15 protein-coding genes are annotated in these 17200 nt (G+C 46.6%); 6 read left to right on the top strand and 9 right to left on the bottom strand.

What is annotated here, in order from left to right:
• Positions 1-36 precede the first annotated feature (36 nt).
• The 3 genes from trmL to B9J84_RS07365 form a co-directional block, all read right to left on the bottom strand.
• Positions 37-513 (bottom strand): tRNA (uridine(34)/cytosine(34)/5-carboxymethylaminomethyluridine(34)-2'-O)-methyltransferase TrmL, encoded by a 477-nt coding sequence (gene trmL / locus B9J84_RS07375; protein WP_013855835.1) that lies wholly within the window; start codon positions 511-513, stop codon positions 37-39.
• 99 nt (positions 514-612) lie between these two features.
• Positions 613-2013, bottom strand: a complete 1401-nt coding sequence (gene cpxA / locus B9J84_RS07370; protein ID WP_094123853.1) for an envelope stress sensor histidine kinase CpxA — start codon at positions 2011-2013, stop codon at positions 613-615.
• Positions 2013-2699, bottom strand: coding sequence for a response regulator (locus tag B9J84_RS07365; protein WP_094123852.1), 687 nt, complete (start codon positions 2697-2699; stop codon positions 2013-2015). Before B9J84_RS07365 ends, cpxA begins: the two co-directional genes overlap by 1 nt.
• Positions 2700-2883: 184 nt before the next feature.
• Between B9J84_RS07365 and B9J84_RS07360 the strand changes: the two genes are divergently transcribed.
• The 3 genes from B9J84_RS07360 to pfkA all read left to right on the top strand — a co-directional run bounded on the left by B9J84_RS07360 (position 2884) and on the right by pfkA (position 5635).
• Positions 2884-3381, top strand: a complete 498-nt coding sequence (locus B9J84_RS07360; protein WP_017049227.1) for a CpxP family protein — start codon at positions 2884-2886, stop codon at positions 3379-3381.
• Between the two features lie 122 nt (positions 3382-3503).
• Positions 3504-4412 carry a CDF family cation-efflux transporter FieF gene (fieF, locus tag B9J84_RS07355; protein ID WP_010318335.1) on the top strand — a complete coding sequence of 303 codons (909 nt, stop codon included), beginning with the start codon at positions 3504-3506 and terminating at the stop codon, positions 4410-4412.
• A gap of 260 nt (positions 4413-4672) precedes the next feature.
• Entirely contained in the window at positions 4673-5635 is a 963-nt protein-coding gene (gene pfkA, locus B9J84_RS07350) for a 6-phosphofructokinase (protein ID WP_026027886.1), read from the top strand.
• A gap of 111 nt (positions 5636-5746) precedes the next feature.
• Here the strand turns inward: pfkA and glpX are convergent, their stop codons facing one another.
• A complete protein-coding gene (glpX, locus tag B9J84_RS07345; RefSeq protein WP_013855841.1) occupies positions 5747-6754 on the bottom strand; it encodes a class II fructose-bisphosphatase in 1008 nt (335 codons plus the stop codon).
• A gap of 317 nt (positions 6755-7071) precedes the next feature.
• Here glpX and zapB point away from each other — a divergent pair, with 317 nt between their 5' ends.
• On the top strand, positions 7072-7314 hold the full coding sequence (gene zapB, locus B9J84_RS07340) for a cell division protein ZapB (protein ID WP_010318338.1): 243 nt from the start codon (positions 7072-7074) through the stop codon (positions 7312-7314).
• A 118-nt stretch (positions 7315-7432) separates the two neighbouring features.
• On the opposite strand, the gene metF is transcribed toward zapB, so the two are convergent.
• The 3 genes from metF to B9J84_RS07325 all read right to left on the bottom strand — a co-directional run bounded on the left by metF (position 7433) and on the right by B9J84_RS07325 (position 12146).
• A complete protein-coding gene (gene metF, locus B9J84_RS07335; RefSeq protein WP_017043191.1) occupies positions 7433-8323 on the bottom strand; it encodes a methylenetetrahydrofolate reductase in 891 nt (296 codons plus the stop codon).
• Positions 8324-8568: 245 nt separating this feature from the next.
• Positions 8569-10980, bottom strand: a complete 2412-nt coding sequence (locus tag B9J84_RS07330) for a bifunctional aspartate kinase/homoserine dehydrogenase II (RefSeq protein ID WP_017049225.1) — start codon at positions 10978-10980, stop codon at positions 8569-8571.
• On the bottom strand, positions 10980-12146 hold the full coding sequence (locus B9J84_RS07325; protein WP_094123851.1) for an O-succinylhomoserine (thiol)-lyase: 1167 nt from the start codon (positions 12144-12146) through the stop codon (positions 10980-10982). Before B9J84_RS07325 ends, B9J84_RS07330 begins: the two co-directional genes overlap by 1 nt.
• 393 nt (positions 12147-12539) lie before the next feature.
• Between B9J84_RS07325 and metJ the strand changes: the two genes are divergently transcribed.
• Entirely contained in the window at positions 12540-12866 is a 327-nt protein-coding gene (gene metJ, locus B9J84_RS07320; protein WP_010318342.1) for a met regulon transcriptional regulator MetJ, read from the top strand.
• 148 nt (positions 12867-13014) lie between these two features.
• On the opposite strand, the gene B9J84_RS07315 is transcribed toward metJ, so the two are convergent.
• Together B9J84_RS07315 and rpmE are read right to left on the bottom strand one after the other, a co-directional pair.
• Positions 13015-14292 carry a malic enzyme-like NAD(P)-binding protein gene (locus B9J84_RS07315; protein WP_026027888.1) on the bottom strand — a complete coding sequence of 426 codons (1278 nt, stop codon included), beginning with the start codon at positions 14290-14292 and terminating at the stop codon, positions 13015-13017.
• Positions 14293-14497: 205 nt separating this feature from the next.
• A complete protein-coding gene (rpmE, locus tag B9J84_RS07310; RefSeq protein WP_010318344.1) occupies positions 14498-14713 on the bottom strand; it encodes a 50S ribosomal protein L31 in 216 nt (71 codons plus the stop codon).
• Between the two features lie 268 nt (positions 14714-14981).
• On the opposite strand from rpmE, the gene priA reads away from it, so the two are divergent.
• A complete protein-coding gene (gene priA / locus B9J84_RS07305; protein ID WP_013855848.1) occupies positions 14982-17183 on the top strand; it encodes a primosomal protein N' in 2202 nt (733 codons plus the stop codon).
• Positions 17184-17200 lie beyond the last annotated feature (17 nt).

Raw genomic sequence — 17200 nt, 5'->3', positions numbered from 1 at the left:
GATTTATCTTCCTACCGTTTTAGAACACTAGCGCTGTTATTGCGCACCTTCAAAGCCCATTTGACGCCACGCTTCAAACGCAATAATAGCGACCGCATTAGAGAGATTTAAACTGCGAGCTTCTGCCATCATCGGAATACGAATACGTTGTGTCATCGGTAGGCTTTCGATGACTTGCGCTGGTAATCCACGAGTTTCTGGGCCAAACATCAACACATCTCCTTTTTGAAACTGCGCATCGACGTGGTGCCCCGTGGTTTTAGTGGTACAAGCAAAAATCCGGTACGTTTCGCGCTCTGCATTGAGGTAGTCCATAAAGGCATCCAAGTTGGCATGACGCGTTACGCGCGCTAAATCGTGGTAATCAAGCCCTGCGCGGCGCACTTTCTTCTCTTCTAGATCAAAACCTAGCGGTTCAATAAGATGCAAATTAGCGCCGCAATTGGCACACAAGCGAATAATATTTCCGGTATTAGGGGCGATTTCAGGTTCGTAAAGTGCGATATCAAACATGGTATAGCTGCTCTTAAAGAGTGTGGGCCGGAAGTATAAGGTGACGAGCCTATTGAGTACAAGTCACCCGTTATTTGGCAATATAGGCATAAGTGGAATTTAACTATCCAATGGGAGCGAGAATTGTACTTTTAACCCACCTAATTGGCTGCGACTTGCGTGAATCGTACCGCTGTGTTGACGAATGGCACTTTCGGTGATGGCTAAACCTAACCCTGTACCACCACTGTGCCTATCACGCGCGGTCGAAACACGATAAAAGGGGCGGAAAATATCGTCTAACTCGTTTTCGGGAACGCCTTCACCATTGTCTTCCACGCAAACCGATAGTCTGCCTTTTTCGACCGAAAAGGTAATATTGATTTCATCTTTGCCATAGTAAATGGCGTTACGCACAATGTTTTCCAATGCGCTCATCAGCAGTTTTGGTGTACCGGAAATCGTGTGCGGTGGAATCGCATTATAGGTGAGTCTTTTTTCCATCTGCTCCGCCTCAAATTGGGCATCACTCAATAATTCCTCCCATAAACTGGATAGCGGTTGAGTTTCTCGGCTGAGATGGCTATTGGTTTGCATACGCGAAAGCGTCAGCAGTTCACCGATCATCTGCTCTAAACGCTGTGCTTCGGTGTCGATTCGCTCCAATTCTGAGCTGCTACCTTGTTTACGAGTGGCAAGTGCATTGGCCATTCTCAGTCGAGTTAAAGGGGAGCGCAGCTCGTGTGAAATATCCGATAGCAATCGCTGCTGGCCAGAAATCATCTGATTGACGGCTTCTACCATTTGGTTAAAGCTTTTTCCTGCTTGGCGAAATTCACTGGTGCCTTTTTCTAAGCTTGGGTCGACCACAAATTCGCCGCGAGCGACCCGTTTGGCGGCTTGCCCGAGGCGGCTGGCGGGTTGACTCAATGCCCATGCGAGCCATAAGAGTAGTGGTGTACTGACGAGCATCACGGCAAGCAGTAGACCGAACGGACGGTCAAATAGTTGCAATAAGAACGGGGGGGGCTCATTCCAGCGAATACCGACAAACATGAGTAGATCTTGCTTAGCAAGGGTAATTGGCAATGGACCTGAAATCATATAACGGCCATAGAGCTTCTGTTGTGGCTTATCAATGGATTCAATGCTGGTCACGAAATTTTGGAGTGCTTTAAACTTAAAGTCGGCTTGAGTTTTGGTGGTGAGAATTGTGCCATCTGGCGTTGTGATAAAGAATTGTGGAGTGCCGTTCTTCTCGCGCATGTGCCCTTCACCACGCTTGTTGCTGCTACTTTCTAAACGAAAGAGGATGCGTGTGAGTTCATGCTCATCTTTAAACATACTCTCTATTTTCTGTTTTAAGTGTGTAAGACGTTGGTATTCATCGCTAGGTATATCACGGGTTTTGCGAGGATCAAGGTGCGGCAATGCTAATACTGCGATCAGCACCAGCAGCATCGTAAACCAAAAAATGGCAAAAATTCTGCCATAAAGGCTGTTGATCTTAGGTAGGCGCATTAATCCTCCAGAATCATGAGGTAGCCACGACCACGCAGCGTTTTAATCCGTGATTTACCATCGACACGCTCAGGTAATTTCTTGCGTAAATTCGAGACGTGCATATCAATCGCTCGGTCAAAGGCCGCCAACCGTTTTCCTAGAACATCAAGGCTGAGCGCTTCTTTAGTTAAGGTTTCGCCTGGGTTTTGCACAAAATGAGTCAGCAAGGCAAATTCCGTGGTGGTAAGGTCCAACAATTGCCCTTGGCAATAGGCTTCCTGCTTGCAGGGGTATACTTGAATATCTTGGCACTCAATGACTTCATTATGTTTGGTGCCATTGGTGGTTTGGGTTCGGCGCAAAATCGCGCGAATGCGTGCCAGCAGTTCTCGGTCACTGAAAGGCTTCGGTAAATAGTCATCCGCGCCGAGTTCTAGACCGATGACGCGATCGATCTCCTCTCCTTTGGCGGTGAGCATTAATACCGGGGTATGCCAGTTTTCACGTAACTTTTTCAGCGTTTCCATCCCATTAAGCTTAGGCATCATTACATCGAGTAAGACAAGATCAATGCGATCATGAATGGCCGCGAGCCCGCTCTCTCCATCATTCGCTTCAGAGACATCGAAGCCTTCATAGCTCAAGACTTCTTTTAGTAAGCTGGTGAGCTCAGTATCATCATCAATCAGAAGAATATGCGCCATGTGTCGCCTCGTCGTTGGGGAAGTTATGGGTACAGTTTACTGCGAAATAGGCAAGATATTCAGTGAGCAATAAGCTCTTTACGATTCTTTACGCTCACTATACGTTGCTTTACCGTACAGATCCTATTCTACACTCAAGCGCTGTGAATACAGCTTGTTAGAATCTACTTAGTGAAGGAATAGAATGATGAAAATGGCAAAAAAATTAGTACTCGCGGCGGTGATACTTCCTCTGACTCTTAGCACAGCAAGCGTCTTTGCATTTGGTGGTAAAGAGCAGCATAAAGGCCCAAATGATGAGTGTGGCGGTTTTGATCGCGGCATGATGCAGCAGCTTGATTTGACGTCTGATCAACAAGCAAAGCTGAAAGGAATGCGTGAGGCGAATCGCGAAGCGATGAAGGGTGAGCACAAAGGTCAACGCCAAGCGAAAATGAAAGCGCACCATGACAAAGTACAGGCTCTCGTGCTCGCTGAGAACTTTGATGCGGCAGCGGCAAATGAACTAGCCAAAGAGATGGTCGATCAACAGGTCGCTCACCGTGTCAAGATGCTAGAAAAACGTCATGACATGATGAGTGTGCTAACTCCGGAACAAAAAGCAAAACTGCAAACGCTACAACAAGATCGCATGCAGAAGTGCATGGAAAATGGTCCTAAGCACATGAAAAAAAATAGCTAGTCATTGATAACCGCTAATCATTGATAATAGGCCTCGGGTGAGGCCTGTTCATTTTTGTGTCATATTCATTCTTAATTTGAGAAGGTATACTACCTGCTCATTCTCAAGCTGATTTTAGTGATATGAAACAAGAATACGCACGCCTTGTTACGCTTGCTGCCTGGACAGCAACCCTTGTAGCCTCATTGTTGCTGATAGTAAAAGTGATCGCTTGGTGGGTTACTGGCTCGGTCAGCCTACTCGCATCCTTGATTGATTCCTTACTTGATATTGCCGCTTCCGTGGTCAATTTAATTGTGGTGCGTTACGCACTGCAGCCCGCAGATAAAGAGCACGCCTTTGGTCATGGTAAGGCGGAATCGCTTGCGGCTCTTGCCCAAGCGATGTTCATTTCAGGCTCGGCCTGTTTTCTTATCCTCAATGGGGTTGATCGTTTTTTCCGCCCACACGAATTAACTTCTCCTGAATATGGCGTTTATGTCAGCCTGTTTGCAATGCTAGTGACTTTTGGCTTAGTGTTGTTCCAAAAGCATGTCGTGAAAAAAACGGGCAGCCAAGCCATTGCCGCGGATTCATTGCATTACCAAACCGATCTGTTCATGAATGCGGCGATTATGATCGCGCTTATATTGAGCTGGTTTGGCTTTAAACAGGCCGATGCCATCTTTGCGATCGGCATTGGCGTTTATATTCTTTACAGTGCTTTTCGTATGGTACAAGAGGCCATTCAGACCTTATTGGATCGTAAGTTACCTGATGAGGAATTGAAGCAAATCCGCACAGAATGTCTTTCTGTGGCTGGTGTGTTGGGTGTGCATCAATTAAGAACTCGCATGTCCGGACCTGTAAGATTCATTCAGTTACATCTGGAACTAGATGACAATATCCGCTTGATTGAGGCGCATCGCATTTCCGATGAGGTGGAAGATAAGCTACTCGAGGCTTTCCCAGGAGCTGATGTATTAATCCACCAAGATCCTTATTCTGTGGTGTTTGGACCAGAAAAAAAGCAAAAATCACAAGGGTGGTAGCGACAAAAACGCGCTTATTAACTATCTTTTTAAGAACAATAAATAAGCCTGATTCTGATATGAATCAACAAAGCATTAACTCAAAACTGTAATACTCTTACATAAGTAGCAAACTTACATAATTTCGTGCAAATAACAGTAGTATTCCTCTTTAGGAAAGGTAACATTATGCACAGATTAGAAAGATTTTGCTGTCGGTTTTATCGCTAACGGACAGCGTAAAAAATTAGTATTAAGTTCCCAAAAAATCGAGGGTGAGCATGATTAAGAAGATCGGTGTTTTGACTAGTGGCGGTGACGCACCTGGCATGAACGCAGCAATCCGTGGTGTTGTTCGTACGGCACTCGGTGCTGATTTGGAAGTATTTGGTATTTACGATGGCTACCTTGGTCTTTATGAAGATCGCATTAAAAAATTGGATCGTTCAAGCGTTTCTGACGTTATCAATAAAGGTGGTACTTTCCTAGGTTCTGCGCGTTTCCCTGAATTTCGTGAAGTCGCAGTACGTGAAAAAGCGATCGAAAACCTAAGAAAGCATGGTATTGATGCTTTAGTTGTCATCGGTGGTGACGGTTCTTACATGGGTGCGAAAAAGCTGACCGAAATGGGTTTTCCATGCGTTGGTTTACCAGGCACGATTGATAACGACATTGCTGGTACCGATTACACCATTGGCTACTTAACGGCATTAAATACGGTTATCGATGCGATTGACCGTTTACGTGATACTTCCTCTTCTCATCAACGTATTTCTATTGTTGAAATTATGGGTCGTCATTGCGGTGATTTGACTCTGATGTCGGCGATTGCAGGCGGTTGTGAATACATCATCACCCCTGAAACTGGCCTGAATATGGAGCAACTGATTGCAAATGTTCAAGACGGTATTAAGAAAGGTAAGAAACACGCCATTATTGCACTGACTGAGTTGATGATGGATGCTAACCAACTGGCGAAAGAAATTGAGAAAGCAACGGGACGTGAAACTCGCGCTACCGTGCTGGGTCATATTCAACGCGGTGGTCGCCCGACGGCGTTTGACCGTGTTCTTGCGTCACGCATGGGTAATTTTGCAGTACATTTACTGCTTGATGGCCACGGTGGTCGTTGTGTTGGTATTCAGAAAGAGCAGTTGGTTCACCACGATATTATCGACGCAATTGAAAATATGAAGCGTCCAGTTCGCACTGATTTGTATAAAGTGGCTGAAGAGTTATTCTAATCACTTCTTCCATCTCGGTATAAAGTGATTAAGTAAAAAAGACCGCATTGCGGTCTTTTTTGTCTCTCTATGCTTTGTCGTTAAAATAAAACAGAGCAAAGCACTGGCGGATTACAAAATGATCGCGCGCACTTCTGGGTCTTTGCGCTCTAAGTAGTGAATTGATTTAATACGGCGAATGGTACGACAGCGGCCACGAATTAATAGTGTTTCTGTGGTGGCGATGTTGCCTTTGCGGGTAATACCTTCCAGCAGATCCCCTTTGGTGATACCAGTAGCTGAGAAAATGACGTTATCACTGCGGGCCATCTCTTCCATTTTCAGCACTACGCCAGCTTCGACACCCATTTCCGCGCAGCGTGCTAACTCTTTTGCACCATAAATACGGTTTTCTTCCGTATCGCCTTTGACTTCATGACGTGGTAGTAGACGGCCATGCATATCACCATCTAGAGCTCGGATGACCGCGGCTGAAACCACTCCTTCAGGTGCACCGCCGATGCAGTACATCACGTCGACTTCACTATCAGGCATACAAGTTAGGATCGAGGCGGCGACATCGCCATCTGGCACAGCAAACACGCGAACACCCATCTCTTGCATCTGCGCTATGGTGGCATCATGGCGAGGTTTCGCTAAGGTGATCACAACTAGAGTGTCTAATGGTTTATTCAGCGCGGCGGCGATATTTTCTAAATTCTCTTTTAAAGGCTTATTGAGGTCAATGCACCCTTTAGCGCCGGGGCCAACCACCAATTTTTCCATGTACATATCAGGTGCTTTAAGGAAGCTGCCTTTTTCGCCAGCCGCCAAAACAGCCAATGCGTTTGACTGGCCCATTGCCGTCATGCGTGTACCTTCAATAGGATCCACTGCGATATCAACCGCATCGCCACCAAGGCCAACAAGCTCGCCAATGTAGAGCATTGGAGCATCGTCAATTTCGCCTTCACCGATTACAATTTCACCTTGGATGTCAGTTTTATTGAGTAGGTTGCGCATGACTTCTACCGCTGCGCCATCGGCCGCATTTTTATCGCCTCGGCCAAGCCATTTGTAACCTGCCAGTGCGGCACCTTCAGTGACTCGAGAGAATGCCATTGCTAAATCGCGTTTCATGCTAGCTCCAAAGAAAAGGGAATAGGAAATTTCGGCGGGAATTTTAGCATATCAAATAGTAAACGTTTGCTTTTTTAGTTCACAAGGATTGCACTTGATCAAAGCTAAGCCTCAAATTGAGCAAATCCATGGTCAGATAAAGTGTTTTTCAGCCTAGGTTTGGCGCTTAAGTGAGTTGACTGTTAAGTTGAGCCGATTTTTTAGCCAAATAGCGAGAAAATTTGCATATAGTGAGTGTTTCTGAGCGCTGTGCTGAGTAGAATGAACCAATAAGTGAAATTTTGTTCACCTCAACCGAATAACTAAGGGTATGCACCATGTCTTTTGAAGTATTAGAACTACTAGAAGCAAAAATTCAAACCGCAGTTGACACCATCGCACTTCTACAAATGGAAGTGGAAGAGCTTAAAGAAGAGAAACAGCAGCTCGTGAATGAAGCGAATGAGCTAAAAGTAGCGCGTGAAGAGCTTGAGCAAAAAGCGCAACAAATGGAGCAAGAGCAGAATGCATGGCAAGATCGTATTCGTAGCTTACTTGGTAAAATGGACGACGTGGAATAATCTGCTCGCTTAAGTGATACCACAACGCCGACATCAAGTCGGCGTTACTTTTAATCAATCATCGCGTTTTATCACGAACAACATTTACTAATAATAGCGTTATGAGTGCAGAGAAAGTTTATGCTTTCGGTCTTACGCCCAACGTATGGCACAATGCGTAGGTCATTTCAGCGCGATTGAGCGTATAGAAATGGAAGTCTTTGACGCCTTCACGGCTTAAAATGCGAACCATGTCAATTGCTTGGCTTGCACCCACGAGCTGGCGTGTGGTTGGGTCATCATCTAATCCATTAAATTGTTTCGCCATCCATCCAGGGACTTTAACGTTGTTTTGCGCGGCAAAGCGAGAAGCTTGTTTAAAGTTTGATACCGGTAGAATGCCCGGTACAATTTCAGCATCAATACCAGCAGCTACGCAGCGGTCGCGAAATCGTAAGTAGCTTTCAACATCAAAAAAGAATTGAGTAATTGCGCGGTTTGCACCTGCATCAATTTTGCGTTTTAGATTGACCAGATCGGATTGCGCGCTTTTCGCTTCAGGGTGGACTTCTGGAAATGCCGCGACAGAAATATCAAAATCATGGCGAGATTTGAGTAGAGTCACTAAGTCGGAAGCATACATTTCTGGTTTGCCGCCACCAGCGGGAATATCGCCACGCAGTGCAACTATGTTTTGGATGCCGTTGTGCCAGTAGTCATCGGCAATCTGAATCAGCTCATCGCGAGAGGCATCGATGCAAGTGAGGTGCGGTGCTGCAATAAGGCCAGTTTGATCTTTAATCTCTTTAATGATCGAATGGGTGCGGTCGCGCTCGCCAGAGTTTGCTCCGTAAGTCACAGAAACAAATTTAGGTTGTAGGGTTTTTAAACGGTGAACGGAATTCCACAATGTCTCTTCCATTTGCGCTGAGCTGGGTGGAAAAAACTCAAATGAGACATTGATATTATCTGATAGCTCAGCCACGTTCTGGTTGAGTGCATCAATATGACCGGCGTGCGTGTATCCCATTTTATTTCTCCCTGTGGCGTTCTTCCGCCAATCTATCATTCCTTAAGTTGACGTTTAGACGTCTATATGTCCACAGAATGTATTGAATAGCATTTAATGTCAACACTGTAATTATGAATATTATTCATGTTGATTGTGAGTGACCTTCAAGTCATGCTCAACCTCGGTATGCATGACCTAATATCATCCTTTCGCAGTTAAATTAAGGAGCCTAGTGGCCCCTTAATCTGGAATAAGCTGGAGTGTTACAGCAAGCTTGACAGCAAGTTGAGGTCCGATTGGATAGCTCCTGCTGTCACTTCTCTACCAGCGCCCGGGCCACGAATCACTAACGGGTTATCGCGATACCATTTACTCTCGATAGCAAAAATGTTGTCACAAGGTAAAAGGTTAGCCAAAGCGTGTTCACGCTCTAAAGCTTCAACCCCCACCGTTGCTTTGCCATTTTTCTCAAGCCTTGCGACATAGCGTAGCACTTTATCTTCACGTTGTGCTTTGGTTAGTCTCTCGGCTAATTTTTCACTCAGCAGTTGGCCTTTGTCTAAAAAGTCATCCAGTGAGAGGTGCTTGAGCTCATCAGGAACCAGTGATTCAACTTTGACATTTTCCGGTTCGATATGTAATCCCGCTTCACGGGCTAGGATCACCAGTTTGCGCATTACGTCTGAACCATCCAGATCGCTGCGCGGGTCAGGCTCGGTAAGTCCTTGTTGCCATGCTAAATCGACCAGTTCGCTAAACGGTATTGAGCCGTCGAATTGCTGAAATAACCAAGATAAAGTGCCAGAGAAAATACCAGAGAGGGCGACGATTTCATCACCGCTTTCACGCAAATCACGTACCGTGTGGTTAATGGGTAAGCCTGCGCCAACCGTCGCGTTGTAGAGCCAATGGCGGCTAATTTTCGCGAACGCTTCTTTTATTTGGTGGTAATCGACGCTAGAGGAAGAGCCCGCGACTTTATTCGCTGAGATGAGGTGCACCCCATTTTCAGCAATGCTGAGATAGTGATCAGCCAGTTCTTTGCTTGCGGTTACATCGAGCACAACCGCTTCGTCATATCCTTGAATATTGCTTAATCGTTGTAGCCAAGTCATTCCTTCACTGGCAATCGCTTCATCGTCAAAATGCTTTAAAACCGATGCCGCATCAATCCCTTGCTCATCAAACCAATAGGTTTGGCTATCGACCACCGCGACCAACTCGAAGTTCATGCCATGGCGTTTTTCTAACTCTGATTTTTGTTCAGCAAAGAGTTTTAACCAACTCGAACCAATGTTGCCTTTGCCACACAGTGCCAGTGCGACCCGTTTTTGCGCCTGAAATAGTTGGTTGTGCATACCCACCACTAAGGGGGTGATCGGCGTTTTACGCAGTACCGCGACTAAACTCAGCCCAGATTCGGCTTCACAGATAAACTCGATCGGTGATGAACGTAGCTGTTGATAAAAGCCGTAGCAGTGATTGGGGTTTTTCGTCACTCCCGCACCTACAGCCCCCACTAATGAAAAGCCTTCTTTGAGTTTAATTTCCGCTTCAAAAGCGGCATCTTGCAGATGGGCTAGGGCTCCACCTGAAATCTCAGCAGTATAGGCAAGGCGCAATTGGTGTTGATCGGCTTGAGTATCGAAAGCTAGCGGTTCGAGTTGAGCACGACGCAAGCTGCGCAGTACATCATTTTGTAGGCGCTGGAAGTCATGCCCGTGAGCAAAATTAAGCTCAATCAACAGCACATCATCAAGTGAAGTAATGATTTTGGCACCGCGTCCCGATGCCAATACACGCTCAATACGAGTCGATCCTGCTTCGGGTTGATAACTGCAGCGCAAGTGCAAATCCATGGTGCTTTGCGCCACGGGCTGCAAAGTTCGGCTGTGTAATACTGGGGCGGCAAGGCGCGCTAACTCGTTGGTTTCGTCCAAACGCAGTAGCGGCAGTAAACAGGCATCACTGACAATACGCGGGTCGGCGCTATAAACACCGGCCACATCACTCCAAATCGTTACTCGGTTTACTTCCGCAAGTGCGCCGATCATAGTGGCGGAGTAATCGGAACCATTGCGCCCAAGTAGCACAGTATCACCTTGTTCACTGCGAGCCATAAAGCCTGTGATGATCACTCGGTGATGCGCGTGTTGTGCCAAAATTTCTTTCAGCAAAGGGTAGGAGCGAGCGCGATCCACTTCCGGTTGTGTGCCTGCTTGCGCGCGAAGAAATTCGCGGGCGTCTTGTGCCACGGCCGCAAGGTTATGTTGATTGAGTAACGCCGCCAATAAGCGTGATGACCACACTTCACCATGGCCAAGTACCGCCGCTTGTTGAGCTGGCGATAGGGGCGCGCAAAGCTGACCCAAGGTGCGAATTTCGTTGGTGAGTAAAGTGATGAGCGGTTGCGCTGCATCTTCATCGAGCAGCGCGTTGATTAAATCGATTTGGTACTGACGGACAGATTGCAAGTTCTCATGAGCCACTCGGCCATCTTTATTGAGAGCGTCGAGAAATTCGATTAAACGATTGGTGGTTTTTCCTGCGGCAGAAACCACCACCAAATCATCAGCTTGAGAATACTCTTTTAAGATATTAACGACCCGTTTGTAGCATTCAGGATCGGCAAGGCTGCTACCGCCAAACTTGTGCAATTGACGTAGGGCAGTCATTAATAGGCCTCCTTCGCTTTAGCAAAGGCTTGCGCGAGATCGTCAATCAAATCTTGGGCATCTTCTAAGCCGACCGATAGGCGTAATAGCTGCTGTGAAACACCAGCTTCGGCCAACGCTTCTTCGCCCATCGCTCGGTGAGTCATCGAAGCGGGGTGGCAGATTAAGCTCTCCACGCCTCCTAATGATTCTGCCAGTGAGAATAATGTTAACTGAGAGACAAAATATTTGAGCTGTTCAAAGCTGCCCGCAAACTCAAAACTGAGCATAGAGCCAAAGCCAGATTGCTGCTTTTTCGCTATCTCATGGCCAGGATGCTCTGGCAAACTCGGGTGATAAATGACCTTTACTAAGGCTTCGCTTTGCAGATAGTCCAAAATGGCACGTGAGCTTTCCTCATGGACGCGCATTCTTGCGCCTAAGGTACGAATGCCACGCAGCGTCATATAGCTATCAAAAGGGGTTCCCGTTGAGCCAAGGCAGTTGCCCCACCATGCTAGCTCTTCAGCGTGCTGCTCTGTTTTGGTGATAACAACTCCGCCAATCACATCGGAGTGGCCGTTGATGAATTTGGTGGTGGAGTGGATGACAAAATCTGCGCCCAACTCTAATGGTTTTTGGAAAACTGGCGTTAAGAAGGTGTTGTCAACCGCCACTAATGCACCGACGGCGTGTGCTTGTTGGCAAATATCAGCAATATCGACCACGCGAACTAATGGGTTGGATGGAGTTTCAATGAGTAGCAATTTGGGTTTTTTCGCCAAAGCAGCCTGCAAAGCGTTTGGATCGGATTGATCAATAAAGAGTGTCTGAAAATCGCCTTTTTTGGCGCGTGTATTAAACAGGCGATATGTGCCACCGTAGCAGTCATGCGGGGCCACAATCAGATCGTCAGGACTTAAAAAGGCGGAAACCCATAGATTCAGCGCCGAAGTGCCACAGTTAGTCACCACTGCGCCTTGACCCGATTCGAGTTCAAACAACGCTTTTTCGAGCAGACCTCGATTTGGGTTGCCAGAGCGTGTGTAATCGTATTTAGGTACTTCACCAAATGCAGGAAAGCTATAATTTGTCGAAAGATAAATTGGAGGCACAACAGCATGATATTGAGAGTCGGATTCAATACCGGTTCTAACGGCGATGGTGGCTGGCTTGCGAGTGGTCATGACGGTTTCCTTACTTAATTAAACTCAATAAACTGACTTTTATTGAGGGGTTCCTGCTTTATCTGGGGACAACGAAATGGCAACGTCCATTGTCTCGAGTATTAGCTATATCCGATAGTGCGTGAGATTGCTATCCCCTTTCTAACTTGAAGTTGCTGCGATGTTGGCTAGATTCACCTACTTCAATCACATAGTCTGGCTGCCTTGACTTGTCGCTCTGCTGAAATTTCAAGTATTTCGGGTATCTCTTTGTCGATAATGGCACACTTTACTGAACTGAAAAGAAGACGTCAATATATCTAGACGTCTATATGTCTTTGCTTGTGGCGGTAAATCCCGCTAAAATCCAACTTTCAAATTTTTAACGACCAATTACGATAACGAAGGTGCGCAATGGCAGACTGGAATGGGGAATACATTAGCCCATATGCTGAACATGGGAAGAAGAGTGAGCAAGTCAAAAAAATCACCGTTTCAATCCCATTGAAAGTGTTGAAAGTATTAACTGATGAGCGCACTCGCCGTCAAATCAATAACTTACGCCACGCAACGAACAGTGAGCTGCTGTGTGAAGCCTTCTTGCATGCTTATACCGGTCAACCTTTACCGACCGACGAAGATTTGAGAAAAGATCGTCCAGACGATATTCCGACGGAAGCAAAAGCATTAATGACCGCCATGGGCATTGAATTTGAAGCGTATGATGATGAAGAAGTGTAGCGCGTAATTGCGGTACAACGAGATAAAATCGAGAGGATACTGGGTAAGTTGCCATTGTGACTTTGGCTCTGTGTCTCAGAATATAAAAAAACCGCTGAAAGTCAGCGGTTTTTTTTCGAGCGAGGCATTTAGCCGCTCAAGATTGTGATTATTCTTGCATGTAATTGACAGGCATCTCGATTCGAGCGACGCCAGAGTCAACCGCTGCTTGAGCAACCGCTTTAGCAACACGAGGCAGTAGGCGTGGGTCCATCGGTTTTGGAATGATGTATTCAGGGCCGAAACTTAACGCTTTTACGCCAGCAGCTTTCAACACTTCAGCCGGCACTTCTTCTTTAGCCAGTTCACGTATCGCCTCAACTGCGGCTAGCTTCATTTGGTCATTAATTTCACTAGCACGGACATCCAAAGCGCCACGGAAAATAAATGGGAAGCACAACACATTGTTGACTTGGTTTGGATAATCGCTACGACCTGTGCCGAGAATTAAATCATCACGTACCGCGCGTGCGAGTTCCGGTTTAATTTCTGGATCCGGGTTTGAGCAAGCAAATACGATCGGTTTATCGGCCATTAATTTTAGCGCTTCGGCAGGTAGCAGGTTGGGGCCTGACACACCTAGGAATAAGTCAGCGCCTTCAATCACATCTTCCAGTGTGCGTTTGTCGGTGTTATTAGCAAACAACTGCTTATATTCATTGATGTCATCGCGACGAGTATGAATCACACCTTTGCGATCAAGCATGTAGATTTTTTCACGCATTGCGCCGCACTTAATCAATAGTTCCATGCAAGCGGTGGCTGCTGCGCCAGCGCCAAGACAGACGATAGTGCATTCGTTGAGTTTCTTGCCTTGCAGTTCAATCGCATTGAGCATGCCAGCTGCGGTAACAATCGCAGTGCCGTGTTGATCGTCATGGAAAACAGGCACATTACAGCGTTCGATCAAACGGCGTTCAATCTCAAAGCAATCTGGTGCTTTGATATCTTCTAAGTTGATGCCGCCAAAGGTGTCGGCGATGTTGGCAACCGTATCGACAAATTCATCGATTGTGCGGTGTTTTACTTCAATATCAATTGAATCAAGCCCAGCAAAGCGTTTAAACAGTAGCGCTTTTCCTTCCATGACGGGCTTGGAAGCCATCGGACCTAAGTTACCTAAACCAAGAATAGCCGTGCCGTTTGAGATCACAGCGACGGTGTTGCCTTTCGCAGTGTATTTATAAACGTTGTCGATGTTCTGTGCGATTTCACGAACCGGTTCAGCGACGCCCGGGCTGTAAGCTAAAGCAAGGTCTTCAGCCGAGTCGGCAGGCTTAGTTAGTGAAATGGCAATTTTACCCGCGGTTGGGTAAGCATGGTAATCGAGTGCGCGTTGGCGAAATTGTTCTTCTGCCGTTAATTCTTGGTGAGTGTCATCAGACATAGGTATAAGTGCTCGTGTTGGATTGGAAAAGGTCCATAATTCTAATGGATGTCGCTCAAACTTCCTAGGCGGGAACCTGACGTGCTTCATCAAAAAATGGAGAAAATGTCGCAGATAAGACCAGTGCGTACTGACAACTATACAAAAAATGCCAACAAAAAAGGATGCCGAAGCATCCTTTTTTAATTTTCTAGCAAAAAAGAGATTATTTGCTAGAAAGAGCACCGAAACGCTTGTTGAAGCGATCTACACGGCCGCCAGTATCAACGATACGTTGCTTACCAGTGTAGAATGGGTGACATTTGTCACACACGTCTAGGTGGATAGAATCTTTGCCTAGCGTTGAGCTGAACTCGAAAGAGTTGCCGCAAGAACAAGTCGCGCTAACTGCTTTGTACTCTGGATGGATACCAGCTTTCATGGGATAACCTCAAATTGGGCCGCGTCGCTATCCGAATCGAAGCCGGACACCACACGTAGTTAATAAAAAAATGTTGATACCGCTGACTGCTTAACATCAAGCAAGAAGCCATATCATCAAGGCGCGATATATTAATGAATCCTCTTCAGTGGATCAAGCCATTTCGCCGCTATTTTCGCCACATTTTTGTCCAATGACGAAGCTCGAATTTCGGTGACGCATCCAGTAGACTGTCTTTTCACATTTTTTGTAGAACGAACGGTCGATTATGCGCCCCACCATTGCACGCGTTGCCTTACCTGTCCCATTGGATAAGCAGTTTGATTATCAGATCCCAAGTCATCTGTTTCCGATTGTTGGTGGACGAGTGTCGGTGCCATTTGGTCGGCAAACTCTGGTGGGTATCGTCACCGCTATAGTCAGTGAGTCTGAGTTTTCAGTCGATCAATTAAAGCCGCTAAAAGCGGTGCTCGATAGCCAGCCAGTCTGGCCAGAGAAACTCTATCAATTGCTGTTATGGTGTAGCCAATTTTATCAATACCCATTAGGCGACACGTTATTTAATGCATTGCCTGGCGCATTACGCAAAGGGAAAGCGGCCGATTTTTCGACCTTAGTGGAGTGGCAACTGACGCCCAGTGGGCGCGATCAACTCATGCAAGGATTCGGGCGAGCGGTAAAGCAAGCCAAAGTGATGACGATGCTTGAGTCTGGCGCTGTGCCCCATCAACTGTTTATTGATGAAGAGGTAGGTAGCAGCGTACTCAAAACCTTACAAGAGAAAGGCTGGATAGAATCACTGGAAAAACGGCCGACACTGACGGCTTGGCCGCAAAATGTTGAAGCGGATGTGGAAAAGCCCAAGCTCAACCAAGAACAAGCGATCGCGATTGCTTCAATTAATAGCCATCACCATTTCGCATGCTATTTACTTGAAGGAGTCACCGGTTCAGGGAAAACCGAAGTTTATCTAAACTTAATCAAGCCCGTTTTAGAAAAAGGACGTCAGGCATTGGTACTGGTGCCTGAGATTGGTCTAACACCACAAACCATTAACCGCTTTCGTAAGCGATTTAATGTGCCAGTTGCCGTGGTCCACTCGGGGCTCAATGAAACCGAGCGCCTCAACGCGTGGTTAGCGGCGCGTGATAATATTGCGGGCATTATCATTGGTACTCGCTCAGCGCTGCTAACGCCTTTTGCAGACCTAGGTATCATCATTGTTGATGAAGAGCACGACGCTTCGTATAAACAGCAAGATAGCCTACGCTACCATGCAAGAGATGTTGCGGTAATGCGTGCAAACCTTGAGCAGATCCCGATTGTGCTTGGTTCTGCCACTCCAGCATTAGAAACGTTGCATAATGCATTGAGCGGCAAATATCATCACTTAAGCTTAACTCAGCGTGCGGGCGTAGCGGTTCCCACTAAAAACAAGGTGTTGGATGTGAAAGGCCTGTTTTTAGAGAGTGGTTTATCAGCGCCGCTGATTGCTGAGATGAGAAAACACCTCAGCGCAGGTAACCAAGTGATGCTGTTTCTCAATCGCCGCGGCTTCTCGCCCGCGCTGATGTGCCATGAATGCGGTTGGATTGCCGAGTGTAAACGTTGCGATGCGTACTATACCTTTCACCAATATAGCAGTGACATGCGTTGTCACCATTGTGGCTCGCAACGTCCGGTGGTTCATCAGTGTCAAGGTTGTGGTTCCACTCAGTTGGTTACGGTTGGGGTAGGTACCGAGCAACTTGAAGCGCAACTGGCGCAGCTTTTCCCCGAATATAAAACGGTGCGTATTGATCGCGATAGTACGCGTCGTAAAGGCAGTTTAGAAAGTGCGTTATCATCGATTCGCCAAGGTGAGTATCAGATTTTAATTGGCACGCAGATGCTCGCTAAAGGGCACCATTTTCCCGATGTGACTTTAGTAGCGTTATTGGATGTGGATGGTTCGCTATACAGCAGTGATTTTCGCGCCGCCGAACGCTTGGCGCAGCTATTTACTCAAGTGGCAGGTCGAGCAGGGCGCGCTAGTAAACCCGGCGAAGTGATTTTACAAACGCATCACCCGGAACACAGTTTGCTGCAAGCATTGTTGCAAAAGGATTATCGTCATTTTGCAGAAACCGCGTTAGAAGAGCGGAAAATAGCGATGTTGCCACCTTACACCTATCTCACACTGTTTAAAGCGGAATCCAATCAAGCTTCGATGGTGGAAGAGTTTTTACGCCAAATTAGGCATACGTTAGAAGCGCATCCGTTATTTGATGATTCGTGCTTAGTATTAGGGCCAACCCCAGCCCCATTGGCGAAAAGAGCGGGCAAATATCGCTGGCAGTTATTACTGCAAACTCAGCATCGCTCCAAAATGCAAAAACTATTGATGAGTGCTAAGCCTGCGATTGGACTGTTACCATTAGCCAAGAAAATTCGCTGGTCGTTAGATATTGAACCGCAAGATCTCAGTTAAACCTCCGTAGCGTTTTC

Source organism: Vibrio sp. V03_P4A6T147 (assembly GCF_002241085.1).
Lineage (GTDB): Bacteria > Pseudomonadota > Gammaproteobacteria > Enterobacterales > Vibrionaceae > Vibrio > Vibrio anguillarum.
The sequence above is the reverse complement of the archived record's forward strand: the minus strand, read 5'-3'. Positions and strand labels throughout refer to the sequence as shown.

Excerpts from the sequence above, each read along its gene's own strand:
- trmL (WP_013855835.1), bottom strand. The coding sequence starts at position 513 with ATGTTTGATATCGCACTTTACGAACCTGAAATCGCCCCTAATACCGGA.
- cpxA (WP_094123853.1), bottom strand. The coding sequence starts at position 2,013 with ATGCGCCTACCTAAGATCAACAGCCTTTATGGCAGAATTTTTGCCATT.
- B9J84_RS07365 (WP_094123852.1), bottom strand. The coding sequence starts at position 2,699 with ATGGCGCATATTCTTCTGATTGATGATGATACTGAGCTCACCAGCTTA.
- B9J84_RS07360 (WP_017049227.1), top strand. The coding sequence starts at position 2,884 with ATGATGAAAATGGCAAAAAAATTAGTACTCGCGGCGGTGATACTTCCT.
- fieF (WP_010318335.1), top strand. The coding sequence starts at position 3,504 with ATGAAACAAGAATACGCACGCCTTGTTACGCTTGCTGCCTGGACAGCA.
- pfkA (WP_026027886.1), top strand. The coding sequence starts at position 4,673 with ATGATTAAGAAGATCGGTGTTTTGACTAGTGGCGGTGACGCACCTGGC.
- glpX (WP_013855841.1), bottom strand. The coding sequence starts at position 6,754 with ATGAAACGCGATTTAGCAATGGCATTCTCTCGAGTCACTGAAGGTGCC.
- zapB (WP_010318338.1), top strand. The coding sequence starts at position 7,072 with ATGTCTTTTGAAGTATTAGAACTACTAGAAGCAAAAATTCAAACCGCA.
- metF (WP_017043191.1), bottom strand. The coding sequence starts at position 8,323 with ATGGGATACACGCACGCCGGTCATATTGATGCACTCAACCAGAACGTG.
- B9J84_RS07330 (WP_017049225.1), bottom strand. The coding sequence starts at position 10,980 with ATGACTGCCCTACGTCAATTGCACAAGTTTGGCGGTAGCAGCCTTGCC.
- B9J84_RS07325 (WP_094123851.1), bottom strand. The coding sequence starts at position 12,146 with ATGACCACTCGCAAGCCAGCCACCATCGCCGTTAGAACCGGTATTGAA.
- metJ (WP_010318342.1), top strand. The coding sequence starts at position 12,540 with ATGGCAGACTGGAATGGGGAATACATTAGCCCATATGCTGAACATGGG.
- B9J84_RS07315 (WP_026027888.1), bottom strand. The coding sequence starts at position 14,292 with ATGTCTGATGACACTCACCAAGAATTAACGGCAGAAGAACAATTTCGC.
- rpmE (WP_010318344.1), bottom strand. The coding sequence starts at position 14,713 with ATGAAAGCTGGTATCCATCCAGAGTACAAAGCAGTTAGCGCGACTTGT.
- priA (WP_013855848.1), top strand. The coding sequence starts at position 14,982 with ATGCGCCCCACCATTGCACGCGTTGCCTTACCTGTCCCATTGGATAAG.